Genomic DNA, 18874 nt, shown 5'->3' with positions numbered 1-18874 from the left:
ATAAGGCATATATTTATACCTCGGAGGTAAGAGTGTATGTTTAGGGCTATGTGGACATCGGCGGCTGGTATGACAGCTCAACAACAAAACCTTGATGTCATATCAAACAACATGGCAAATGTAAATACGGTAGGCTATAAACAACTTCAGCCTGTATTTGACGATCTTATATACCAAACTGTAAAAGATCCTGGCATGGAAACATCCCAAAACTCACAAAACCCAATAGGATACCAGCTTGGGCTTGGTGCTTATATAGATGGTACCTACGGTATATTTACCCAAGGAAACGTCCAGCAAACTGGTAATCCTCTTGATGTGGCTATACAAGGAAACGGGTTTTTCCAAGTGGCTATGCCAGATGGTACTATAGCCTATACAAGAAATGGACAACTTCAATTAGACGCCAATGGAGATTTAGTAACGGCAGATGGATACCTTATTCAGCCTCAAATCACGATACCACCAAACGCAACCTCTGTAAACATAGGCCCAGATGGCACGGTGGCTGTTACAATACCAGGACAGCAAGGGGTCCAAGTGGTGGGCCAGCTTCAACTGGCAAACTTTGTAAATCCAGCTGGTTTAAAGCGTATAGGCAACAACCTGTTTGAACAAACCCAAGCTTCTGGAAATCCAATAGTATCAAACCCTGGTACTCAAGGACTTGGTACGCTTTTATCTGGATATGTAGAAGCTTCAAACGTAAATATAGTAAACGAAATGGTAAACCTTATAATAGCAGAAAGAGCTTACCAATTTAACGCAAAAGGGATTACAGCAGCAGACACTATGCTTTCTACTGCAGCAAACCTATACACGGGTTAATGAAAAAAACCTTTTATAGTGTTTTTGTTTTTTTGCTTTTATTATCGTTTTGTGGCTTTTCAAAAGAGATAATTTTTAGTCAAAAATATGTAGAAGAACTTGTTAAAAGCCAAATAAAAAGAGAGTACCATGATAACGTAAAAGTAGATTCGGTAAACTGCTTTGTATACAAACCTTTCAAAGTGGATTCAAAAGATATATCGGTAGATTTAAGAGTGCCTCCTCTTAGCCCTGACGCCTACGCTACAATAAATATAAACTCAAACCACATACTTCAAAGAACCTACAACGCCATAGCCTATATAGAATGGAGAGTGCCTGTTGTAGTGGCAAAAAAACTCATCACCAGAGGACAAATTATTACAAAAAATGATATTAAAAGCACCGTAAAATACATTAGGTTTGTACCTCAAAACTTGGTCGTATCGAAGCATCAAGTGATAGGGGCTACAGCTTTGCAAAATATAGGCATAGGAGAGCCCATAAGAACATCTATGATAAGCATGGTACCTATTATACGCTACGGAGATATAGTAAGAGTGATATACGACAACGGCTATATAAGGATTACCACAAAGGCAAAGGCAATGCAAAACGGATATCTTGGCAAATTTGTAAGGCTGCAGCCTTTAGACAACCCAAAAACTTTTATCGTTGGCAAAGTTGTAGACAAAGATACTGTTCTTATAAGCCCAAATTCATATTAATTTCATATAAAAATGTTAGAATTAAATAAGATGGATAGTAGTATAAGTAAACTGGATAAGACTTTCTGGAAAGATTTCTGGCACATATTAAAACCCTATTGGCTTCATTCGGAAGAAAAGAAAAAAGCTTGGCTTTTGTTTTTTGTAATAATTTTTTTAAATCTTTTCCAAGTATTTCTAAATGTACTTTTTACAAAATGGTATAAAGTTTTCTACGATGCATTGCAACACTTTGATGAAAAAGGTTTTTGGAAAGCGCTTTTAGAGTTTAGCATACTTGCAACGCTTTTTATAGTATCGGCAGTCTACGCTACATACCTTCAACAGATGCTCCAGATAAAGTGGAGAGCTTGGCTCACATCACACTACATAAACAAATGGGTAAGCAATAAAAAGTTTTACCACATGCAAGTGATAGAACAAAACACCGATAACCCAGACCAACGTATAGCAGATGACGTAAATGCCTTTATAAGCCAGAGTCTTAGCTTATTTCTTGGATTGATGAGCTCGGTGGTAACGTTTTTCTCATTTGTCGGAATGCTTTGGATTATATCTGGTCCTATAAGTTTTAATGCTTTTCATATTAAAATCACAATACCAGCTTATATGGTTTGGGCAGCGATTATATACGCAGTGGCAGGCACATATATTACCGCCAAAATCGGTAAGCCCCTAGTGAAACTAAACTTTGACCAGCAAATGTTTGAAGCAAACTTTAGATTTGCTTTGATAAGAATAAGAGAAAACTCAGAATCTGTAGCTCTTTTAAACGCAGAAGAAAAAGAGCATCAAAACCTCATGGATACGTTTAGATACGTATTTCAAAACTACTGGCAAATCATGGTAAGGCAAAAAATGCTTGGATGGTTTACATCTGGATACAATCAAATAGCCATAATATTCCCAATACTTGTAGCAGCCCCAAGGTTTTTTGCCAAAAAGATACAACTTGGTGACGTGATGCAGATAGCCAGCGCTTTTGGTCAAGTGCAATCGTCTTTATCTTTTATAGTAAACTCTTACGCTTCAATAGCCGCTTGGTACTCGGTGGTAGACAGGCTTAGGACTTTTGAGAAAAACATAAAAGCTATAGAAAATTCTCAGCGTCAAAGCAAGATAACTATTTTACCAAGCCAAGATGGACTGACAATAGAACATTTAAGTATAAAGATACCTTATTCTGAAAAGTTTATCGTAAAAGATTTAAACCTCAACATAGATAAAAAAGAACACACCATCATCATGGGCCCAGCGGGTGTAGGTAAATCAACCCTAATAAGAGCAATAGCCGGCATTTGGCCCTTTGGAGAAGGAACTATAAAACTGCCACAAAACCATATGTTTTTACCGCAAAAACCTTATTTTCCATATGGGAGTCTAAGAGAAATACTTTTATACCCATCTACAGATGGCAAAGCCATAACGAACGAGTATTTGGAAGAACTTTTAAGCATGGTAGGTCTTTCTTACCTTTCAAAGGATTTAAACACAAAAAATCTATGGTCTCAGGTGCTTTCTCCGGGTGAACAACAAAGTCTCAACATAGCAAGGGTGTTGCTTCATTCACCAGATTGGCTTTTTATGGATGAATCCACAAGCGCTTTAAACGAAGAAAAAGAGCTACACCTTTATAACATTTTATTAGAAAAGCTTAAAAACCTAACGATAATAAGCGTTGCTCATCGTAAATCTTTGGAAGATTTTCACGTTAAAAAATTGATTTTAAAAGAAAACGCTCAATACGAGATAACGTATATTCAAAAATTTATAAGATCTATTTAAACTCTGGGGGAGGGGCTCGAACCCCCAACCTGGTGGTTAACAGCCACCCGCTCTGCCGGTTGAGCTACCCCAGATAACAGTATTATTATACCATAAGCAAAAAAAATTTCAAGAATTTTTAAGCCATAAGAAAAACAACAATATTTTTATGATATACTAATTATGAGTAATATTTAGGAGGTGTATATGGATCTTATAAATCCTACAAAAATTAAAGTGTTTGGCGTAGGCGGTGGTGGTTGCAATGCTGTTAATAGAATGTATCTTGATGGTATAGAAAATGTTGAATTGTATGCTTTAAATACAGATATACAACATCTTAGCACGCTAGCTGTCCCAAACAAGCTACAAATAGGTGAAAAAATAACCAGAGGCTTAGGAGCCGGTGCGAGACCAGAGATAGGAGAACAAGCAGCTTTAGAAGATTTGGATAAGATAAAAGAAATATTAAGAGATACCGATATGCTATTTATAGCGGTAGGTCTTGGAGGTGGCACAGGCACAGGAGCGGCTCCTGTTATAGCCCAAGCGGCAAAAGAAATGAACATACTTACGGTGTGTGTATGCACAAAGCCCTTCAACTTTGAAGGTCCAAAAAGAGCTCAGGCAGCAGAAGAAGGATTACAAAAGATAAAAGATGTATGCGATACGTATATTGTAATACACAATCAAAGACTCCATGATATAGCAGATAGAAACCTCACGATAGGAAACGCCTTTAAAATGGTGGACGATATACTATCTCAAGCGGTTAGAGGCATAACAAGCATAGTAACCACTCCAGCTTTAATAAACGTAGACTTCGCAGACGTAAAAACGATAATGCAAGACGGTGGGTTATCTTTGATAGGTATAGGTACATCTAAAAATAGCGATAAGTTGGATGCTGCCGTAGAACAAGCTATGCATAGCCCACTGTTGGAAGGAAACTCTATAAAAGGTTCAAAGAGACTTATGGTAACGCTTTGGATAAATCAAGACACACCATTTACAGAAATAGAATCCTCTATAGCAAAGATAAGAGAAGAAGCCGATGATAATGCTCTTATTATATTTGGTGCTGTGGTATTAAATGAAAACGAAGGTCAAAATACAAAAGTGGCTATAGTAGCCACTGATTTTGAAGAAAATGTAAAAGCCCAACAAGGTTTAAAGGTTATAAAAACCCAAGAGAGAGAACCTAAAAAAGAAGAAAAGCCAAGAGTCGTAGAACCGCAAGCTCAGGAAGAAGAAGACTTACCAGCTTACCTTAGAAGAAAGAGAAAGATATGAAAAAAGAAATATTTACACCAAAAGCCCCAAAACCTTTGGGGCCTTATTCCCAAGCGGTGCTTATAAACAACATGCTTTTTGTATCCGGTAGTATAGGTATAGATGACACTGGCAATCTAAAACCAGACATAGCATCCCAAACAAAACAATGTCTTTCAAACATACAACACATACTTCAAGAGGCGGATTTTAATTTAGAAGATATAGTAAAAACCACCATATACCTTACCCATTTAGAAAATTTTGCAGTGATAAACGCTATTTACGAAGAGTTTTTTAAAAATGCCCCTGTAAAACCAGCTCGCTCTACAGTGGAAGTATCTTCTTTGCCAAAAGGTGCTTTGATAGAAATTGATGTTATAGCAATAAAAGCCTAAAAACTAAAAATCAACCGATTTAGTTTAGTAAATCTAAAACGTATGAGTTTGTGCTATAATATTAAATTTAGAGCGGATGTGGTGAAATTGGCAGACACACAGGACTTAGGATCCTGTGGGCGTAAAAGCCCGTGAGGGTTCGAGTCCCTCCATCCGCATTAAACAAAATTTTTGGAGGTTTTATGGCTTTTACCATAACAAAAGAAGAAGGTATATTTAGAGATTTTGCTTTTGATGTAGAAGGAAAAGAGCTAGAGCAAGCTTACAGGACAATCTTGAATGAATTAAAAGCCAATGCAGAAGTAGATGGCTTTAGAAAAGGAAAAGCTCCTGAATGGATTATAAAGAGCAAGTTTAAAAAATATATACTTGAAGCCCTTGTAGAAGATTTCGCCAAAAAAGCCTATGAAAGTGCAAAAGAAATGGGCTTTGATGTAATGGATATAAAAATAAACTTGGAAAATAGCAAGTTTTCAGAGAAAGAAATGAAGCTCACAATGGAGGGTTATATTGAAATATTTCCAGTCATAGAAAGCGACAAGCTAAAAGACCTTGAAGGCATAGAATTAGAAATACCTAGTTTTGAGTTAACAGATGAGATGGTAGAACAAGCCATAAAATACGCCCTAGAAGACAAAGCCACGTTGGAGCCAAAAGATGAGCCAATAGAAGAAGATGATTACGTTGTAATAGAATATACTGTCGTAGACAAACAAGATGGAGAAAAGGTAAATCAAAAGCTAAGCGGTGTACTAAAAGAGTTAGGCTTAAGAGAAGACCTTTATAAGGAGATTTTAGGAAAAAAAGAACAAGACGTAATCAGGCTAGAAAATGTACCAATCCAAGAAACAGAAGATGAAAACGCACCAAAAGTGGATATAGAAGCAAAGATAGAGTCTGTAAAAAAGAAAGTATATCCAGAACTAACAGATGAATTGGCAAAAGAGCTAAACCTTGGAGAAAATGCCCAAGAAGCTAAAGAAAACATAAAGAAAAGACTACAAACTTACCTAGAAAACAAAAAAGAAGAAGTAAAGGTAGAAGCTCTTACCAAATACTTATTAGAAGAGTACAAAGATATAACAGAAGTATCAAGAACAGAAGCTATAAGAATTGCCAATTTGGTCTATGAAGAGGAGCTAAACAGATTAAACAACATGTTTGATTTGAGCTCATTTGATGAAGAAACGTTAAAAGTTATAGAAAAATCAGCGTACGATAAGTCTATCAAAGAAGGTATCACAAGTGCTAAAACTCGCTCAATATTTGTATCTTACGCCAAAAAATTTGGCATAGAACTAACAGATGAAGATATAAAGAAATATATAGACGAACAAGTAGAAGCTTACAAAGACGTGCTACCAGAAAATCAGAAAGATGAAGAGTCTTTAAAAAGATTGAGAGAGAACATAGAAAACTACTTTTTAAGAGAAGACAGGAAGTCTGTGCTTATAAAAGACATACTTGCTTCTAAAGCTATGGACAAACTTTTAGAAATGGTTAAATTTAAAGAGAATACATCTTTAAAGGAGGAAAACGTTGAGCAACCCTAAAGATTATCAGAGGATCATAGATCAACTTGTACCAATAGTAGTTGAGCAAACACCTCGTGGTGAAAGAGCCTACGATATATATTCAAGGCTTTTACAAGACCGTATAGTTATACTTGGTTTTCCTATAGATGACCATGTGGCAAATCTCATAGTAGCCCAGCTCTTGTTCTTAGAAGCCCAAGACCCTGAAAAAGATATACAAATGTATATAAACTCCCCTGGTGGTTCTGTAACAGCTGGTCTTGCCATATACGATACTATGCAGTATATAAAACCAGATGTAACCACAATATGCATAGGACAAGCTGCTTCTATGGGAGCGGTGCTTTTGGCAGCCGGTGCAAAGGGAAAAAGGTTTGCGCTTCCAAACGCTCGCATCATGATACACCAGCCACTTGGAGGCGTACAAGGTCAAGCTACAGATATACTTATACACGCTGAGGAGATAAAGCGTATAAAGCATATATTAAACACTATATTGGCAAATGCCACTGGTAAAAGCTTAAGACAAATAGAAAAAGATGTGGATAGAGATTACTTTATGTCTGCTGAAGAAGCCAAAAATTATGGGCTGATAGACAAAGTAATCACAAAGAGGGCTTAACATGGCTGGTAAAAAAGAATATTGCTCATTTTGCAACAAATCATCCAAAGATGTGCCATTGATGATAGCGGGTCCAAATGGAATAAATATATGTAGCGAATGCGTAGAAAAAGCGATGGACCTAATAAAACACCATGAGACAGAAGAAGTTACAAAAGAAGTAAGGTCTATACCAAAACCAAAAGAGATAAAGGAAATTCTAGATGAGTTTATTATAGGTCAAGATGAAGCAAAGAAGATTCTATCTGTGGCAGTTTATAACCATTACAAAAGAATACTTAGGAAATCTACTACAGATATAGAAAAAAGCAACATACTTCTCATAGGGCCCACAGGCAGTGGCAAAACGCTTTTGGCAAAAACATTGGCTAAAATTTTAGATGTGCCTTTTGCTATAGCAGATGCCACTACCCTTACAGAAGCAGGTTATGTGGGAGAAGACGTAGAGAACGTTTTAGTGAGACTCTTACAAAATTGTGATTACAACATAGAAAAAGCCAAAAAAGGTATTATATACATAGACGAAATAGATAAAATAGCTAAAAAATCCGGCCATAACCCCTCTATCACAAGAGATGTATCGGGAGAAGGTGTGCAACAAGCTCTTTTAAAAATTATAGAAGGGACTATAGCAAACGTACCGCCTCAAGGTGGCAGAAAACATCCACACCAAGAGTTTATACAGCTTGACACTACCAACATACTGTTTATATGCGGTGGGGCTTTCGTAGGTTTAGAAGATATAATAAAAAGAAGACTTGGTAAAAGCACCGTTGGTTTTGAAACAGAAATTTCAAAATACAAAGAAGAAGGCAATATACTATCTCAGGTAGAACCCGACGACCTTATCAACTTTGGGCTTATACCCGAGTTTGTAGGAAGACTACCGGTTATAAGTGTGTTAAATGAACTAACAGAAGAAGATTTGATAAGAATACTAACTGAACCTAAAAATGCTATTGTTAAACAGTATAAAGAGCTTTTAAGAATGGAAGGCATAGAGCTAGAGTTTACAGAGGGCGCTTTAAGAGAAATTGCAAAAGAGGCTATAAAAAGGAAAACCGGCGCTAGAGGACTAAGGGCTATAGTAGAAAAAATCATGACTGATATTATGTATGAAGCACCTTCTTTGGTAAACGTAGAAAAGATAGTTATAGATGAGAACAAAAAACCAGTTTATATGTATAAAAAAGCTGGTTAAGTAAGATCAAAGCGCTTCACAAAGTCTTCAAATATACTAAGAGAGCGCTTTTGGTCTTCTCTTAGTCCCAAATCAAGGCATTCAAAAAAATACTTTCTAAAAAAGCCTATATCTACAAAATCATATTTTTTAAATATCTCATCCTCTAAAGAATTGTTTTTTAGCTTTTCATAAAAAAGGTTTATAGAATTTATCACATCCTCTTTTAGCTTATCAAAGGATTTTACAGAGTTTTTCTTGTATGTAAAAAGCGCAAAAACAAAACCAACACCATATCTTTTAAACCATTCTTCACCTAAGTCTACGATTTTTTTATAGGCCTTAGAATGATATTCTTTTATAGCTTTATCACCTATGTAAAGAATTGTATCTGCTTTTTCTTCTTCATCTACATAGTTTGGTTTTAATTTTAAAATTTCCTCTACATACCATCTTGTCAATACCCTTGAAGTAACAGAATCTTTGGTAAGATAAACATTTTTTATATGATCTTCTTTCAAAAAAAGCAAAACAGAACATACCATTTCTTTACCAGATATGGAAATGCCATCAAGGTATGCGTACTTATCTTTATCTTTTAAATATACGGCAGATGATAATATGCCTATGTCTATTTTATCTTCTTCAAGCATTTTAAAAAGCTCTGAAGGGTGTCCTTCTATTATTTCATAGTTTGAAATGTTATAAAACATAGGGAGCGTGTTAAGATAAGATACTTTACCTACTCTCATCATTTATTATAATTTGAACATTCTACCAAACTTTGCAACTTGTTTAAAGCTTTTTTAGAAAAAATGCTCTCTTTTGCCGTCTCCAAAGCTTCTTTAAAATTTATATCACCAAAAGCCATAATACCAAAACTAGCATTTATAAGCACTACATCAAGAGCAGCCGACGGCTTGCCGCTTAAAGCCATATTAAATAGATTTAAGCTTTCTTCTATATCTTTGGCTTGAATATCTTCTATATTTTTAAAAGAAAATCCATACTCTGTAGGATCGAACTCAAATATATCAACATTATCTTTTGTTTGTCTTGCCACAAGTGTTTTTGAGCTTATAGAAACCTCATCCATACCATCATAACTACTAAACACAAAAGATTTTATATTACCTAGCTCCTTTAACACGTAGGCTATTTTCTCCACCAAAGATATGTCATAAACACCCATTATTTGCCTTTTAGCACCAGCAGGATTTGAAAGAGGTCCTACAAGGTTAAAAACGGATTTTATTCCAAGTTCTTTTCGTGGCTTTGCTATGTTTTTCATAACACCATGATGAAAAGGTGCATAGATAAACCCAATACCAACTTCTTCTATACATCTTGCTATATGGTTTGGTGATATATTTATGTTTACGCCAAGACGTTCTAATATATCAGCACTTCCACACTTTGAAGATATGGATTTATTGCCGTGTTTTGCCACTTTAAAACCAGCACCTGCTATAACAAATGCACTAGCCGTTGATATGTTGAAGGTAGATTTCCCATCTCCACCCGTCCCACACGTATCTAAAAGTTCTTCCTGATTGTCTACTGGAACTTTTAAAGCTCTTTCTCTAAAAAACTTTGCTATCTCTGTTATCTCTTCTATTGTTTCCCCCTTTAATCTCATCCCCATTATGAAAGCACCCATTTGAGCTTCTGTGGCTTGGTTTGAAGCAATAGATTCTAACGTTTGTCTTATATCTTCTTTTGTTAGATTTTCCTTTCTTGATAATTTAGAAAGAACATTTATCATTTCATACCTGTGGAACCAAAACCACCATCTTGTCTTTGTGTATTAGATAGCTCTTTTACTTCTACTACTTCTACCTTTAACACGGGGGCTATAACCATCTGAGCTATCCTTTCACCTTTTTCAATAACTACTTCCTTGTCTGATAAATTTATAAGTATGACTTTTATTTCACCTCTATAATCATGGTCTATGGTACCTGGGCTGTTTAAGACAGTTACACCCTTTTTAAGAGCAAGACCACTTCTTGGTCTTATTTGAGCTTCATAGCCTTCTGGAAGCTCTATGGCTATACCAGTAGACACCAAAGCTCTTTCCAAAGGTCTTATCACTACTACATCATCAACACAAAAAAGATCGAGCCCGGAAGCACCAGATGTAGCATAAAAAGGAAGTGAAGCATCTTCTCTTAGTTTTTTTACTAAAAGCTTCATAAACTATTTTCTATGATGGGGTTTCCTATTGGGTTGTTCTTTTCTTGGTCTTTCTTGGTTTTCTGGCTTTTGATAGTCTGGACTACATAGGTTTAACCTATTTTGTTCGTCTATAGCCATAACCTTTACTTTTATAGTATCACCAACGCTTATAGTAGGCTTTTCAGTCATAGCAGATGCATGCAAAAGACCTACTTTGCCAGGCAGTACTTCTACAAACAAGCCGTAGTTTTCTACCCTTATTACTTTGCCTTCGTATACGCCACCTACCTCTACCTCTTGAATTAAAGAGTTTATAAAATCTACCGCCTTATTTACAGCTTCTATAGTAGGTGCATTTATATAAGCATTAGCGCCATCTATCCATACACTTGCACCAAATTGCTCTTTTATATACTTTACATTCTTTCCAGCAGGACCTATTACAAGACCCACTTTGTCCTCTGGAATTTTCATCACTTGAGCTTTAGGAGCATATTTGGACACTTCTTTGTTTGGTTCTGGTATAGCTTCATAAAGTTTATCCAATATAAACATTCTGGCTTCTTTGGCTTGGTTTAAAGCTTTTACCATTATATCTTTGCTAAGACCTTTTATCTTGATATCCATCTGGACGCTTGTTACACCATCCCTTGTGCCAGCTACCTTGAAATCCATGTCTCCAAGATGGTCTTCATCTCCAAGTATATCGGTAAGTATTACAAAGTTATCGCCATCTTTTATAAGACCCATAGCTATGCCAGCTACATGCTTTTTCATAGGTACACCGGCATCAAAAAGCGCCAAAGAACCTGCGCACACCGTAGCCATAGAGCTTGAACCGTTTGATTCTAAAATATCTGAAACTACTCTTATAATGTAAGGAAAATCCTCTTCTTTTGGTAAAAGAGGCTCTAAAGCTCTTTCCGCCAGAGCACCATGGCCTATTTCACGTCTTCTTGGAGGACCCCAAGGTCTTGCTTCGCCTGTACTAAAAGGTGGAAAGTTGTAATGAAGCATAAACCTTTTAAAAGTCTCACCTTCAAATATTGTTTCCACAAGCTGAGCTTCGTCTTTTGGTGCCAAAGTCACCGTGGCTAAAGCTTGAGTTTGTCCTCTTGTGAAAACTGCAGAACCGTGTGGTCTTTCTAGTGGATGCATCTCTATGGTAATTGGCCTTATATCTGTTTCCTTTCTACCATCTATACGTTTTTTGGATTTTAGAATTTGCTCCCTCATCAACTGGCTTTCTAAATCTTTAAAAGATACCGCAAAATCAAACTCTTGCTCTTTGGGTATACCTAATTCTTGCATTGCTTGAGCATAAACATCTTTTAAAGCTTTAGACCTTTCTTTTTTATCTTCTATACTAAAAGCTTCTAAAATCTTTGAGGAAGTAATTTCTTTTAGCTTATTTGCCGTATCTTCAGGTAAACCTATATGACCTATTGGTTTTTTCTCCGGTTTTAAAGAATCTACAAGCTCTTCTTGGGCTTTTATAAGGGTTTGTCCTTTTTCAAGTCCAAAAAATAAAGCGTCTAAAAGTACACTTTCTTCTACTTCTTTTGCTCCCCCTTCTACCATCACTATAGCATCTTTTGATATAGCCATTATGATATCTATATCGCTATTTTTACGTTGCTCGTATGTGGGATTTATTATAAATTCTCCGTTTACTCTGCAAACCCTCATACCGGCTACAGGTCCTTCAAAAGGCACAGAAGAACACATCAAAGCCGCTGAAGCTCCGGTTATAGCCAAAACATCCGGATCGTACTTGTCATCTGCTGATAACGTAAGGCATGTCACCACTATTTCATTTAAAAAGCCTTTTGGCACCAAAGGCCTTAAAGGTCTATCTATAACCCTTGATACAAGCACCTCTCTGTCTGTGGGTTTTCCCTCTCTTTTTATAAACCCTCCTGGTATTTTACCCCAAGCAAAAGAGCGCTCTCTATAATCTACCGATAAAGGTGCAAAATCTATGCCACAAAGTGGCTCTTCCGATACGCAAACAGTAATCAGTACTTTTGTATCACCTTGAGATATAAGAATGCTACTATCTGCTTGATGGGCATACTTGTTCGCTTCTATATATATAGGGTCTTGGTTTTCAATCTCAGCTTTTACCATCATACTCAGTTCTTCACTCTCAAGTTAAGTTTTTCAGACACTTCAAGGTACTTTTGATAATTTTTTCTTTTGAGATAATCAAGCAACGCTTTCCTTTTGTTTACCATGGCTATAAGCCCACGCCTTGAATGCAAATCCTTTTTATTTTTCTTCATGTGTTCTGTAAGTTTATTTATACGCTCTGTTAATATGGCTATCTGCACCTCTGGTGAGCCAGTGTCTTTCTCATGATGCTGAAAACTTCTTATAAGTTCCCATTTTCTCTCTTTTAAAATAGGCATATCTAACCTCCAATTAACGTTTATCAGAACGGGTCCGGAGGGAGTCGAACCCCCGGCCTAGGGATTAGAAATCCCTTGCTCTATCCAACTGAGCTACGGACCCTTCTAAATTTATATATTATATCAAAAACCTAAAACTTTATCAATAATAATTTATTTTTTCATGCTCCCAACTTTCAATAAAATCTACTAACTCACTTATCGGCATTGGTTTTGCCAACCAAAAACCTTGAACAATATCGCACCCTAAAGACTTTAGCAACTCAAACTGTTCTTTTGTTTCTACACCTTCTGCTATGGTCTTCATCTCAAGGTTGTGGGCTAGTTCTATTATAGTTTTCGTGATAGATCTTGATTTTTTATCGTTTAATATATGCCTTACAAAAGATATGTCTATTTTAAGATAATCTATTGGTAAATCTTTAAGATAGGAAAAAGAACTATAACCAGTTCCAAAATCATCAATAGATATCTTAAAACCAGAGCTCCTAAGCTTTTCAAGCGTAGATATGGCTTTGTCGAAATTTTCTAAAAATAAACTCTCGGTAATTTCTATGTTTATACAGCCAAATAAAGTGTGCTGTAAGCCGTGGTATACTTGTAAGCCGTTCTCAGAGCTATTGAGTGACTGTGCATGTTCCTCAGACTCGAAATGCGTCGATGCCGCTCTATCTGTCTTCTTGTATCTTGAGGTAATATTTACAATTTTTTCATATACATCTTCATTTTTAAAAGAAATAGGTGATATATTGATAGATATTGGTATTGGCATATTTGCAAAAAGCTTTATGCTATTCAGATACTCCAAGTCTTTACACGCTTGATTTATAAGCCAAGTTTCTAATTTTGATATAAGACCAGACTCTTCAAGTATAGGTATGAAATGAATGGGCGAGATAAAGCCGAGTTCTTCGGATTTCCACCTTGTAAGCGCTTCAAAGCCAGCAATACAAAGAGTGTTGATATCAAAGTAAGGCTGATAATATATTACAAACTCTCCTTTCTCAAAAGCTTTCTCAAGGTGTGTTTTGTAAAGTAAAAACTGGGAAGCTTTTGAGTTTAAATCGTCGCTGAAAAATACATAACTCCACTCTGTATTTTTTTTAGCTTTAGCTAAAGATATATCAGCATTTTTATACACCTCTTTGGCAGACTTTCCATTATCTGGGAAAATAGCTATACCCATTTGCATAGCTACACTTATAACATTGCCATTTATGTTGAAAGGTTGCTCAAAAGCTTTTCTTAATCTATCCAAAAGTATTATTACATCTTCCTTGTCCTTTAAATCTGTCAAAATTATACCAAAGGTATCAGAACTAACCCTACCTATTATATCTGTTGGCCTAAATATATCTCTTAGCCTCCTGCCAACAGCTTTCAAAAGCTCATCGCCTATATCAAAACCATATACGTCGTTGATATAAGTAAATCTATAGATATCCGCCAGTATGAAAGCCCCAAGCCTATTGTAATTAGCTTTACCAGTGTTTATAGCATTCATCTCGGGAACCACGGCCGACGGCTCACCCCCCCCCATTCACTCATTTCCAATGCTCTTCTCACATGCATATCAAGTTCTGCTATCAAAAATGAGTAAGAGAATAAACCGGTAACAGGGTCTTGATTTAAAAGAAAATGCATTTGCTCTTCTAAGCTCTTCTCTTTTGATACATCTTTGCCTATAAATATAAAATTCTCGTTGGCTATCGGTACAACAGCCAGATCTACATAAACATTTTTGTTTTGTTTTGTTTTGAAAAGCACTATACTACTATACTCTTTAGCCTGGGATATAGCCTCTAATAAATCTTTATAATTAAATAAATAACTAAATAAAATATCAACTTTTTTACCTAAAAGCTCACCCTTGTCGTATCCAAAAACTTTCAACGTTTTATCGCCCACATACAATATCTTACCGTCGTTGTCTGTCATGATAAATAAGTCCATGTAAGAAGAAAGCCCAGATTCTACAGCCTGAAAAAGCCAACGTGTCTTTATAGCGTTAAGAGTCATCCCTATATCAAGAGCTAATTCCTCTAACAAGCTCCTTTCTTCCTCTTGAAAAAAGTTTATCTCGTCCGCATACATCCCAAACACACCTATGATATCACCGTTTTTTCTTACAGGCAAAGTAGCGCTTGAGCGAAATCCTCTTTTTAAAGCTTCCTCTTTCCAAGGTATCATTCTTGGATCTTTTTCTATATCCTCTATTATGACAACGCTATTTGTTTTAAAACATGTGGCGGCAGGCCCTTTTGACCTTATATCTGACTCATCAAGAGGAATTTCCAAAAATTTAAGATAATCTAAGTACATATTATCAAGTGATTTTTTGGGATAATAAGCTGGTACTATTTTATTTATGCTTTTTATATAAAAACCTATGAAAGCAAACTTTACAAAATGCTCTACTACTATATCGCAAAGATGCTCAAAAAATGAAGCTTCATCGTAAGGTGTTGAAGCATTTACGCTTCTAACAATCTCCTGGTTTATAGCCCTCATCAACCTATACAACTTTACAATTTTATTTTCCATCATTCCACGTAAAGTTATTTTTATATGTATTATAGCAAATTTATATACGTTATGATAAAATAAACTGATGATAATAAACAAAAATGCGGACTTAAAAGACTTCACAACGATAAAAATAGGCGGAGTAGGTTCGTATATGTTTTTTCCAGAAAACGAAAAAGAATTTTTAGATATATACAAAAAATACAAAAACGACAAACTCTGCATACTTGGAAAAGGCTCAAACACCATATTTGGAGATTTCAACGGCGTATTAATAAATACAAAATATTTTTACGATGTTAAAATCCAAGAAACAAAAGAAGGTATTTTGGTAAAAGCCTCTGCAGGAGTACCTTTGAAAGACTTAATAAAACTATCTATAGAAAACAACGTAGAAGAGTTTTACAAGTTGATAGGTTTTCCAGCAAGCATTGGCGGGGCAATAGCCATGAATGCAGGAGCTTATGGTGTAGAGATTTTTGACTTTATAAAAGGTGTATGGTTTATAGATGAAGAGGAAATAATTTACAAACCAAAAGAAGAAATATTTTATACTTATAGAAAAACAGAGTTTGAAAACAAGCCGGTGTTGTACGGAGAGTTTTTGTTTAGAAAAAGTCATCAAGATATAAAACCTTTAGCACAAACTATAAACCAAAAAAGAATAGAAGCCCAGCCTCTAAATATGCCCACTTCTGGTTCTACGTTTAAAAATCCGAAAGGCAACTTTGCCGGTAAGCTTTTAGAAGCGGTTGGTTTAAAAGGATATAGAATAAAAGATATAGGTTTTTCCCAAAAGCATGCAAACTTTTTAATAAACTATCAAAACGCATCTTTTCAAAATGTTATCGATATATTAAGTATAGCAAAAGAGCAAGTTTACAAAGCTTTTAATATAATATTAGAAGAGGAAATAAAACTGATATGCGCATAGCGGTTATAACTGGCGGAGATTCGCTTGAGAAAGAGATTGCCCTAAAAGGTGCTAAAGCGGTAGAAGAGTCCCTTAAAAGGCTTGGCTACGACGTAGATGTTTTAGAAATAGACAAAGATTTATGTTTGAAATTAAAACAGATAAATCCAGAAAAAGTTTTTATAATAGCCCATGGGGCATATGGAGAAGACGGCAGAGTTCAAGGGCTTCTTGATATATTAGGTATACCTTACATAGGCTCAACCACGAAAACAAGCGCCATATGTATGGATAAAGATTTTTCAAAACAGATATTTGAGCAAAACAATATCAAAACCCCAAAATGGAAAGCTTACAAACCAAAAGATGCTATAGATTGGAGCATATTTCCCTGTATTGCAAAACCAGCTTCTGCTGGTTCTAGTTTTGGGCTTTTCAAAGTAGAAAATGACAAATCCCTTAAAGAAGCTGCTCAAAATATATTCAAAATAGACGATAAGCTTATTGTAGAGGAGTTTATAGAGGGCAAAGATATGACGGTGGGATACTTCAAAGGGTTTATTTTAGAACCTATAGAGATAATACCAAAAAAAGGTATATACGATTTTGAAAGCAAATATACAAAAGGTATGTCAGAATATATCTTTGTGGAAGACGAAAGCATCGCTAAAAAGCTAAAAGAGATCGCTTCAAAGTTAGTGGATATATTTGAGTTAAAAGATATGGCAAGGATAGATTTTAGGGTAAAAGGTGAAGATGTATACACCCTTGAAATAAATACTATACCTGGTCTTACAGAACTTAGCCTTTTGCCTATGGCCCTTAAGAAAGCCGGCATATCTTTTGACAAGATGGTGGAGATGCTTGTAAATGGCTAACTTATATTATCATCGAGGAAAACAAAAGGGGAAATCTTCAAAATGGAACACTGTTAAGCAAGTTTTACCTTTTGTATGGCTTATACTTTTTGGGCTTTTTAGTTTCTTTGCACCTTTTCTTATAGACAGCATAAGCTTTTTTAAAGCAAAAGCCGTAAATGTTTACGGAGATCAAAATATACCGCCGAAGGTAGTGGCAGATGCCATAGGAGCTTACAAAAGAAACTGGCTTTTTATAAATGCATCTGGCATCAAAGATAAATTAGAAAAAGCCACCGGCAACGCTGTAGCTTCAGTGGCTATAAAAAAAGATTTGAAGGGTATATTAAATAACGATGTAGTGGTAGATGTTTATATAAAAGAAAGAAAACCCATTGCCGTTGTGGTAAACCAAAACAAAAGCTATCTCATGGATGACAAAGGTAATTTGTTTGATAAAAGATACTTCAACACCAAAGGCCTAACCATTATATATACACCAGATATAGAAAAAACCCAGAAAGAAGTTAAACTGTGGCTAAAGCCTATAGCAAATTATTTAAAACAATTTAAAGACAAAAATATATTTATTACCAACAGCGGTATTTTTGTAGATATAAAAGATATAAACGGGGAGATTATACTACCACTTTCAAATAAATACGATAAAAAGCAACTTTTAGAGAGGCTAAAAATAATATTAAACTACGGCCCTAGTTATCTCGCAAACAAAATAGTGGATTTGCGCTACAACAAGTTTATAACAATAAGAGAAAAAGAAAACAACCAAAAATCTTTAAACCCTACAAAAACTACCGCAACCCCAAACAACCTTTGAATGCTCACATAAATTTTATGTTTCTTTCATAATTCTTATATATAATATTTTAGAGTAGAAATATGGAAAGAAGAGAATTTTTAAAAAACATTCTTGTAGGTGGAATAGGCTTAGGCATTGGTAGTGCTTTTGGAAGCACATTGAAAAACGCCACAAAAGAACAAACAAAATCTACCAATATAAAGCCACAAATAGCTTTAACTATAGACGACGGGTGGTTTGATAGAGAAAAAATAGTAAACATAGTAAATTATTATCAGGTGCCGGCAAACTTTTTTATCATAGGAAGAGTTATAGAAGAAGACCCGAAACCATGGATAAATGCCATAGAAAACGGGCATGAATTAGGATGCCACACCTACTATCATAACTTCTTCTCAAAGGAAACTATATCTAAAATAGACGAAGACTTTAGCCTATATGAAAAAACGTTTATAGACAAGCTTGGAAACGAAAATTTTAACAACATAAAGCATTTTAGATATCCATACGGAGACGTTGGCAATTATATAAACAAAAAATATATCGAATCCCTTATAAAAGCCCATGGTTGGGATATAGCTTGGTGGGATTTGGATTTGTCTTTTTATCATAGACCTCATTTTGGTGTTTATAAAAACCCCATACAACCTTTAGATAAATTCAAAATTTATATGGAACATATGGAAGAGCTATCTATGAAACTTGGCAGGCCAACAAAAACAAAAGTCTTAATGCACTTTAAATATCCAGACGATCTTACACTAAAAGATGTTATAGAGTATTCTTTGAAACGAGGTTATGAAATAAAGAGATTATCAGAGTTAGAAGCTTAAACAAAACTTTTCGTGGTGTGATATTATATT

The 18874-nt window shown here is 35.4% G+C and carries 19 protein-coding genes and 3 tRNA genes; 13 read left to right on the top strand and 9 right to left on the bottom strand.

Features of this window, described 5'->3' with window-relative positions:
* The first annotated feature begins 36 nt into the window (after window positions 1-36).
* The 3 genes from flgG to HYD3684_RS00815 are packed head-to-tail and all read left to right on the top strand — an operon-like array spanning window position 37 to window position 3320.
* Window positions 37-828, top strand: coding sequence for a flagellar basal-body rod protein FlgG (gene flgG / locus HYD3684_RS00825; protein WP_015418801.1), 792 nt, complete (start codon window positions 37-39; stop codon window positions 826-828).
* On the top strand, window positions 828-1535 hold the full coding sequence (gene flgA, locus HYD3684_RS00820) for a flagellar basal body P-ring formation chaperone FlgA (RefSeq protein ID WP_015418800.1): 708 nt from the start codon (window positions 828-830) through the stop codon (window positions 1533-1535). Before flgG ends, flgA begins: the two co-directional genes overlap by 1 nt.
* Window positions 1536-1565: 30 nt before the next feature.
* Entirely contained in the window at window positions 1566-3320 is a 1755-nt protein-coding gene (locus tag HYD3684_RS00815) for an ABC transporter ATP-binding protein/permease (protein WP_237698612.1), read from the top strand.
* 1 nt (window position 3321) lies between these two features.
* Here the strand turns inward: HYD3684_RS00815 and HYD3684_RS00810 are convergent.
* A tRNA-Asn gene (locus HYD3684_RS00810) sits at window positions 3322-3394 on the bottom strand.
* A 112-nt stretch (window positions 3395-3506) separates the two neighbouring features.
* On the opposite strand from HYD3684_RS00810, the gene ftsZ reads away from it, so the two are divergent.
* The 6 genes from ftsZ (at window position 3507) to clpX (ending at window position 8327) form a co-directional block, all read left to right on the top strand.
* Window positions 3507-4592 (top strand): cell division protein FtsZ, encoded by a 1086-nt coding sequence (gene ftsZ / locus HYD3684_RS00805; RefSeq protein WP_015418798.1) that lies wholly within the window; start codon window positions 3507-3509, stop codon window positions 4590-4592.
* Complete coding sequence (locus tag HYD3684_RS00800) at window positions 4589-4969, top strand: Rid family detoxifying hydrolase (protein ID WP_015418797.1); 381 nt, start codon at window positions 4589-4591, stop codon at window positions 4967-4969. Before ftsZ ends, HYD3684_RS00800 begins: the two co-directional genes overlap by 4 nt.
* Window positions 4970-5041: 72 nt before the next feature.
* A tRNA-Leu gene (locus HYD3684_RS00795) sits at window positions 5042-5127 on the top strand.
* 24 nt (window positions 5128-5151) lie between these two features.
* Window positions 5152-6522 carry a trigger factor gene (locus HYD3684_RS00790; RefSeq protein ID WP_015418796.1) on the top strand — a complete coding sequence of 457 codons (1371 nt, stop codon included), beginning with the start codon at window positions 5152-5154 and terminating at the stop codon, window positions 6520-6522.
* Window positions 6509-7126 carry an ATP-dependent Clp endopeptidase proteolytic subunit ClpP gene (gene clpP / locus HYD3684_RS00785; protein WP_015418795.1) on the top strand — a complete coding sequence of 206 codons (618 nt, stop codon included), beginning with the start codon at window positions 6509-6511 and terminating at the stop codon, window positions 7124-7126. Before HYD3684_RS00790 ends, clpP begins: the two co-directional genes overlap by 14 nt.
* Before the next feature lies 1 nt (window position 7127).
* A complete protein-coding gene (gene clpX / locus HYD3684_RS00780; RefSeq protein WP_015418794.1) occupies window positions 7128-8327 on the top strand; it encodes an ATP-dependent Clp protease ATP-binding subunit ClpX in 1200 nt (399 codons plus the stop codon).
* On the opposite strand, the gene HYD3684_RS00775 is transcribed toward clpX, so the two are convergent.
* From HYD3684_RS00775 to HYD3684_RS00740, 8 genes are all read right to left on the bottom strand, one after another.
* The gene (locus HYD3684_RS00775) at window positions 8324-9058 is read right to left on the bottom strand and encodes a menaquinone biosynthesis protein (RefSeq protein WP_255348081.1); all 735 of its coding nucleotides are present in this window, start codon (window positions 9056-9058) and stop codon (window positions 8324-8326) included. The genes clpX and HYD3684_RS00775 overlap by 4 nt on opposite strands.
* Complete coding sequence (gene trpD / locus HYD3684_RS00770) at window positions 9058-10071, bottom strand: anthranilate phosphoribosyltransferase (RefSeq protein ID WP_015418792.1); 1014 nt, start codon at window positions 10069-10071, stop codon at window positions 9058-9060. Before trpD ends, HYD3684_RS00775 begins: the two co-directional genes overlap by 1 nt.
* Complete coding sequence (dut, locus tag HYD3684_RS00765; RefSeq protein ID WP_015418791.1) at window positions 10068-10502, bottom strand: dUTP diphosphatase; 435 nt, start codon at window positions 10500-10502, stop codon at window positions 10068-10070. The genes trpD and dut overlap by 4 nt, the downstream gene beginning before the upstream one ends.
* Window positions 10503-10505: 3 nt before the next feature.
* Entirely contained in the window at window positions 10506-12617 is a 2112-nt protein-coding gene (locus HYD3684_RS00760) for a polyribonucleotide nucleotidyltransferase (protein ID WP_015418790.1), read from the bottom strand.
* A 2-nt stretch (window positions 12618-12619) separates the two neighbouring features.
* Window positions 12620-12895 (bottom strand): 30S ribosomal protein S15, encoded by a 276-nt coding sequence (gene rpsO / locus HYD3684_RS00755; RefSeq protein ID WP_015418789.1) that lies wholly within the window; start codon window positions 12893-12895, stop codon window positions 12620-12622.
* A 29-nt stretch (window positions 12896-12924) separates the two neighbouring features.
* Window positions 12925-12998: transfer RNA gene (locus tag HYD3684_RS00750), tRNA-Arg, on the bottom strand.
* A 39-nt stretch (window positions 12999-13037) separates the two neighbouring features.
* Complete coding sequence (locus HYD3684_RS00745; RefSeq protein WP_041112945.1) at window positions 13038-14399, bottom strand: bifunctional diguanylate cyclase/phosphodiesterase; 1362 nt, start codon at window positions 14397-14399, stop codon at window positions 13038-13040.
* Complete coding sequence (locus HYD3684_RS00740; protein WP_237698610.1) at window positions 14396-15418, bottom strand: GAF domain-containing protein; 1023 nt, start codon at window positions 15416-15418, stop codon at window positions 14396-14398. Before HYD3684_RS00740 ends, HYD3684_RS00745 begins: the two co-directional genes overlap by 4 nt.
* Window positions 15419-15506: 88 nt before the next feature.
* Here HYD3684_RS00740 and murB point away from each other — a divergent pair, with 88 nt between their 5' ends.
* The 4 genes from murB (at window position 15507) to HYD3684_RS00720 (ending at window position 18844) form a co-directional block, all read left to right on the top strand.
* Window positions 15507-16355 carry a UDP-N-acetylmuramate dehydrogenase gene (gene murB, locus HYD3684_RS00735; RefSeq protein WP_015418786.1) on the top strand — a complete coding sequence of 283 codons (849 nt, stop codon included), beginning with the start codon at window positions 15507-15509 and terminating at the stop codon, window positions 16353-16355.
* Window positions 16346-17212, top strand: a complete 867-nt coding sequence (locus HYD3684_RS00730; protein WP_015418785.1) for a D-alanine--D-alanine ligase — start codon at window positions 16346-16348, stop codon at window positions 17210-17212. The genes murB and HYD3684_RS00730 overlap by 10 nt, the downstream gene beginning before the upstream one ends.
* A complete protein-coding gene (locus HYD3684_RS00725; protein ID WP_015418784.1) occupies window positions 17205-18029 on the top strand; it encodes a cell division septal protein in 825 nt (274 codons plus the stop codon). Before HYD3684_RS00730 ends, HYD3684_RS00725 begins: the two co-directional genes overlap by 8 nt.
* 62 nt (window positions 18030-18091) lie before the next feature.
* Complete coding sequence (locus HYD3684_RS00720; RefSeq protein ID WP_015418783.1) at window positions 18092-18844, top strand: polysaccharide deacetylase family protein; 753 nt, start codon at window positions 18092-18094, stop codon at window positions 18842-18844.
* Window positions 18845-18874 lie beyond the last annotated feature (30 nt).

Origin of the sequence: Hydrogenobaculum sp. 3684, assembly GCF_000213785.1 — a bacterium.
Lineage (GTDB): Bacteria > Aquificota > Aquificia > Aquificales > Aquificaceae > Hydrogenobaculum.
The sequence above is the reverse complement of the archived record's forward strand: the minus strand, read 5'-3'. Positions and strand labels throughout refer to the sequence as shown.

Excerpts from the sequence above, each read along its gene's own strand:
- ftsZ (WP_015418798.1), top strand. The coding sequence starts at position 3,507 with ATGGATCTTATAAATCCTACAAAAATTAAAGTGTTTGGCGTAGGCGGT.
- HYD3684_RS00730 (WP_015418785.1), top strand. The coding sequence starts at position 16,346 with ATGCGCATAGCGGTTATAACTGGCGGAGATTCGCTTGAGAAAGAGATT.
- murB (WP_015418786.1), top strand. The coding sequence starts at position 15,507 with ATGATAATAAACAAAAATGCGGACTTAAAAGACTTCACAACGATAAAA.
- flgA (WP_015418800.1), top strand. The coding sequence starts at position 828 with ATGAAAAAAACCTTTTATAGTGTTTTTGTTTTTTTGCTTTTATTATCG.
- HYD3684_RS00745 (WP_041112945.1), bottom strand. The coding sequence starts at position 14,399 with ATGAATGCTATAAACACTGGTAAAGCTAATTACAATAGGCTTGGGGCT.
- HYD3684_RS00790 (WP_015418796.1), top strand. The coding sequence starts at position 5,152 with ATGGCTTTTACCATAACAAAAGAAGAAGGTATATTTAGAGATTTTGCT.
- HYD3684_RS00720 (WP_015418783.1), top strand. The coding sequence starts at position 18,092 with ATGGAAAGAAGAGAATTTTTAAAAAACATTCTTGTAGGTGGAATAGGC.
- HYD3684_RS00725 (WP_015418784.1), top strand. The coding sequence starts at position 17,205 with ATGGCTAACTTATATTATCATCGAGGAAAACAAAAGGGGAAATCTTCA.
- clpX (WP_015418794.1), top strand. The coding sequence starts at position 7,128 with ATGGCTGGTAAAAAAGAATATTGCTCATTTTGCAACAAATCATCCAAA.
- HYD3684_RS00775 (WP_255348081.1), bottom strand. The coding sequence starts at position 9,058 with ATGAGAGTAGGTAAAGTATCTTATCTTAACACGCTCCCTATGTTTTAT.
- rpsO (WP_015418789.1), bottom strand. The coding sequence starts at position 12,895 with ATGCCTATTTTAAAAGAGAGAAAATGGGAACTTATAAGAAGTTTTCAG.
- HYD3684_RS00815 (WP_237698612.1), top strand. The coding sequence starts at position 1,566 with ATGGATAGTAGTATAAGTAAACTGGATAAGACTTTCTGGAAAGATTTC.
- HYD3684_RS00800 (WP_015418797.1), top strand. The coding sequence starts at position 4,589 with ATGAAAAAAGAAATATTTACACCAAAAGCCCCAAAACCTTTGGGGCCT.
- HYD3684_RS00760 (WP_015418790.1), bottom strand. The coding sequence starts at position 12,617 with ATGATGGTAAAAGCTGAGATTGAAAACCAAGACCCTATATATATAGAA.
- trpD (WP_015418792.1), bottom strand. The coding sequence starts at position 10,071 with ATGATAAATGTTCTTTCTAAATTATCAAGAAAGGAAAATCTAACAAAA.
- dut (WP_015418791.1), bottom strand. The coding sequence starts at position 10,502 with ATGAAGCTTTTAGTAAAAAAACTAAGAGAAGATGCTTCACTTCCTTTT.
- flgG (WP_015418801.1), top strand. The coding sequence starts at position 37 with ATGTTTAGGGCTATGTGGACATCGGCGGCTGGTATGACAGCTCAACAA.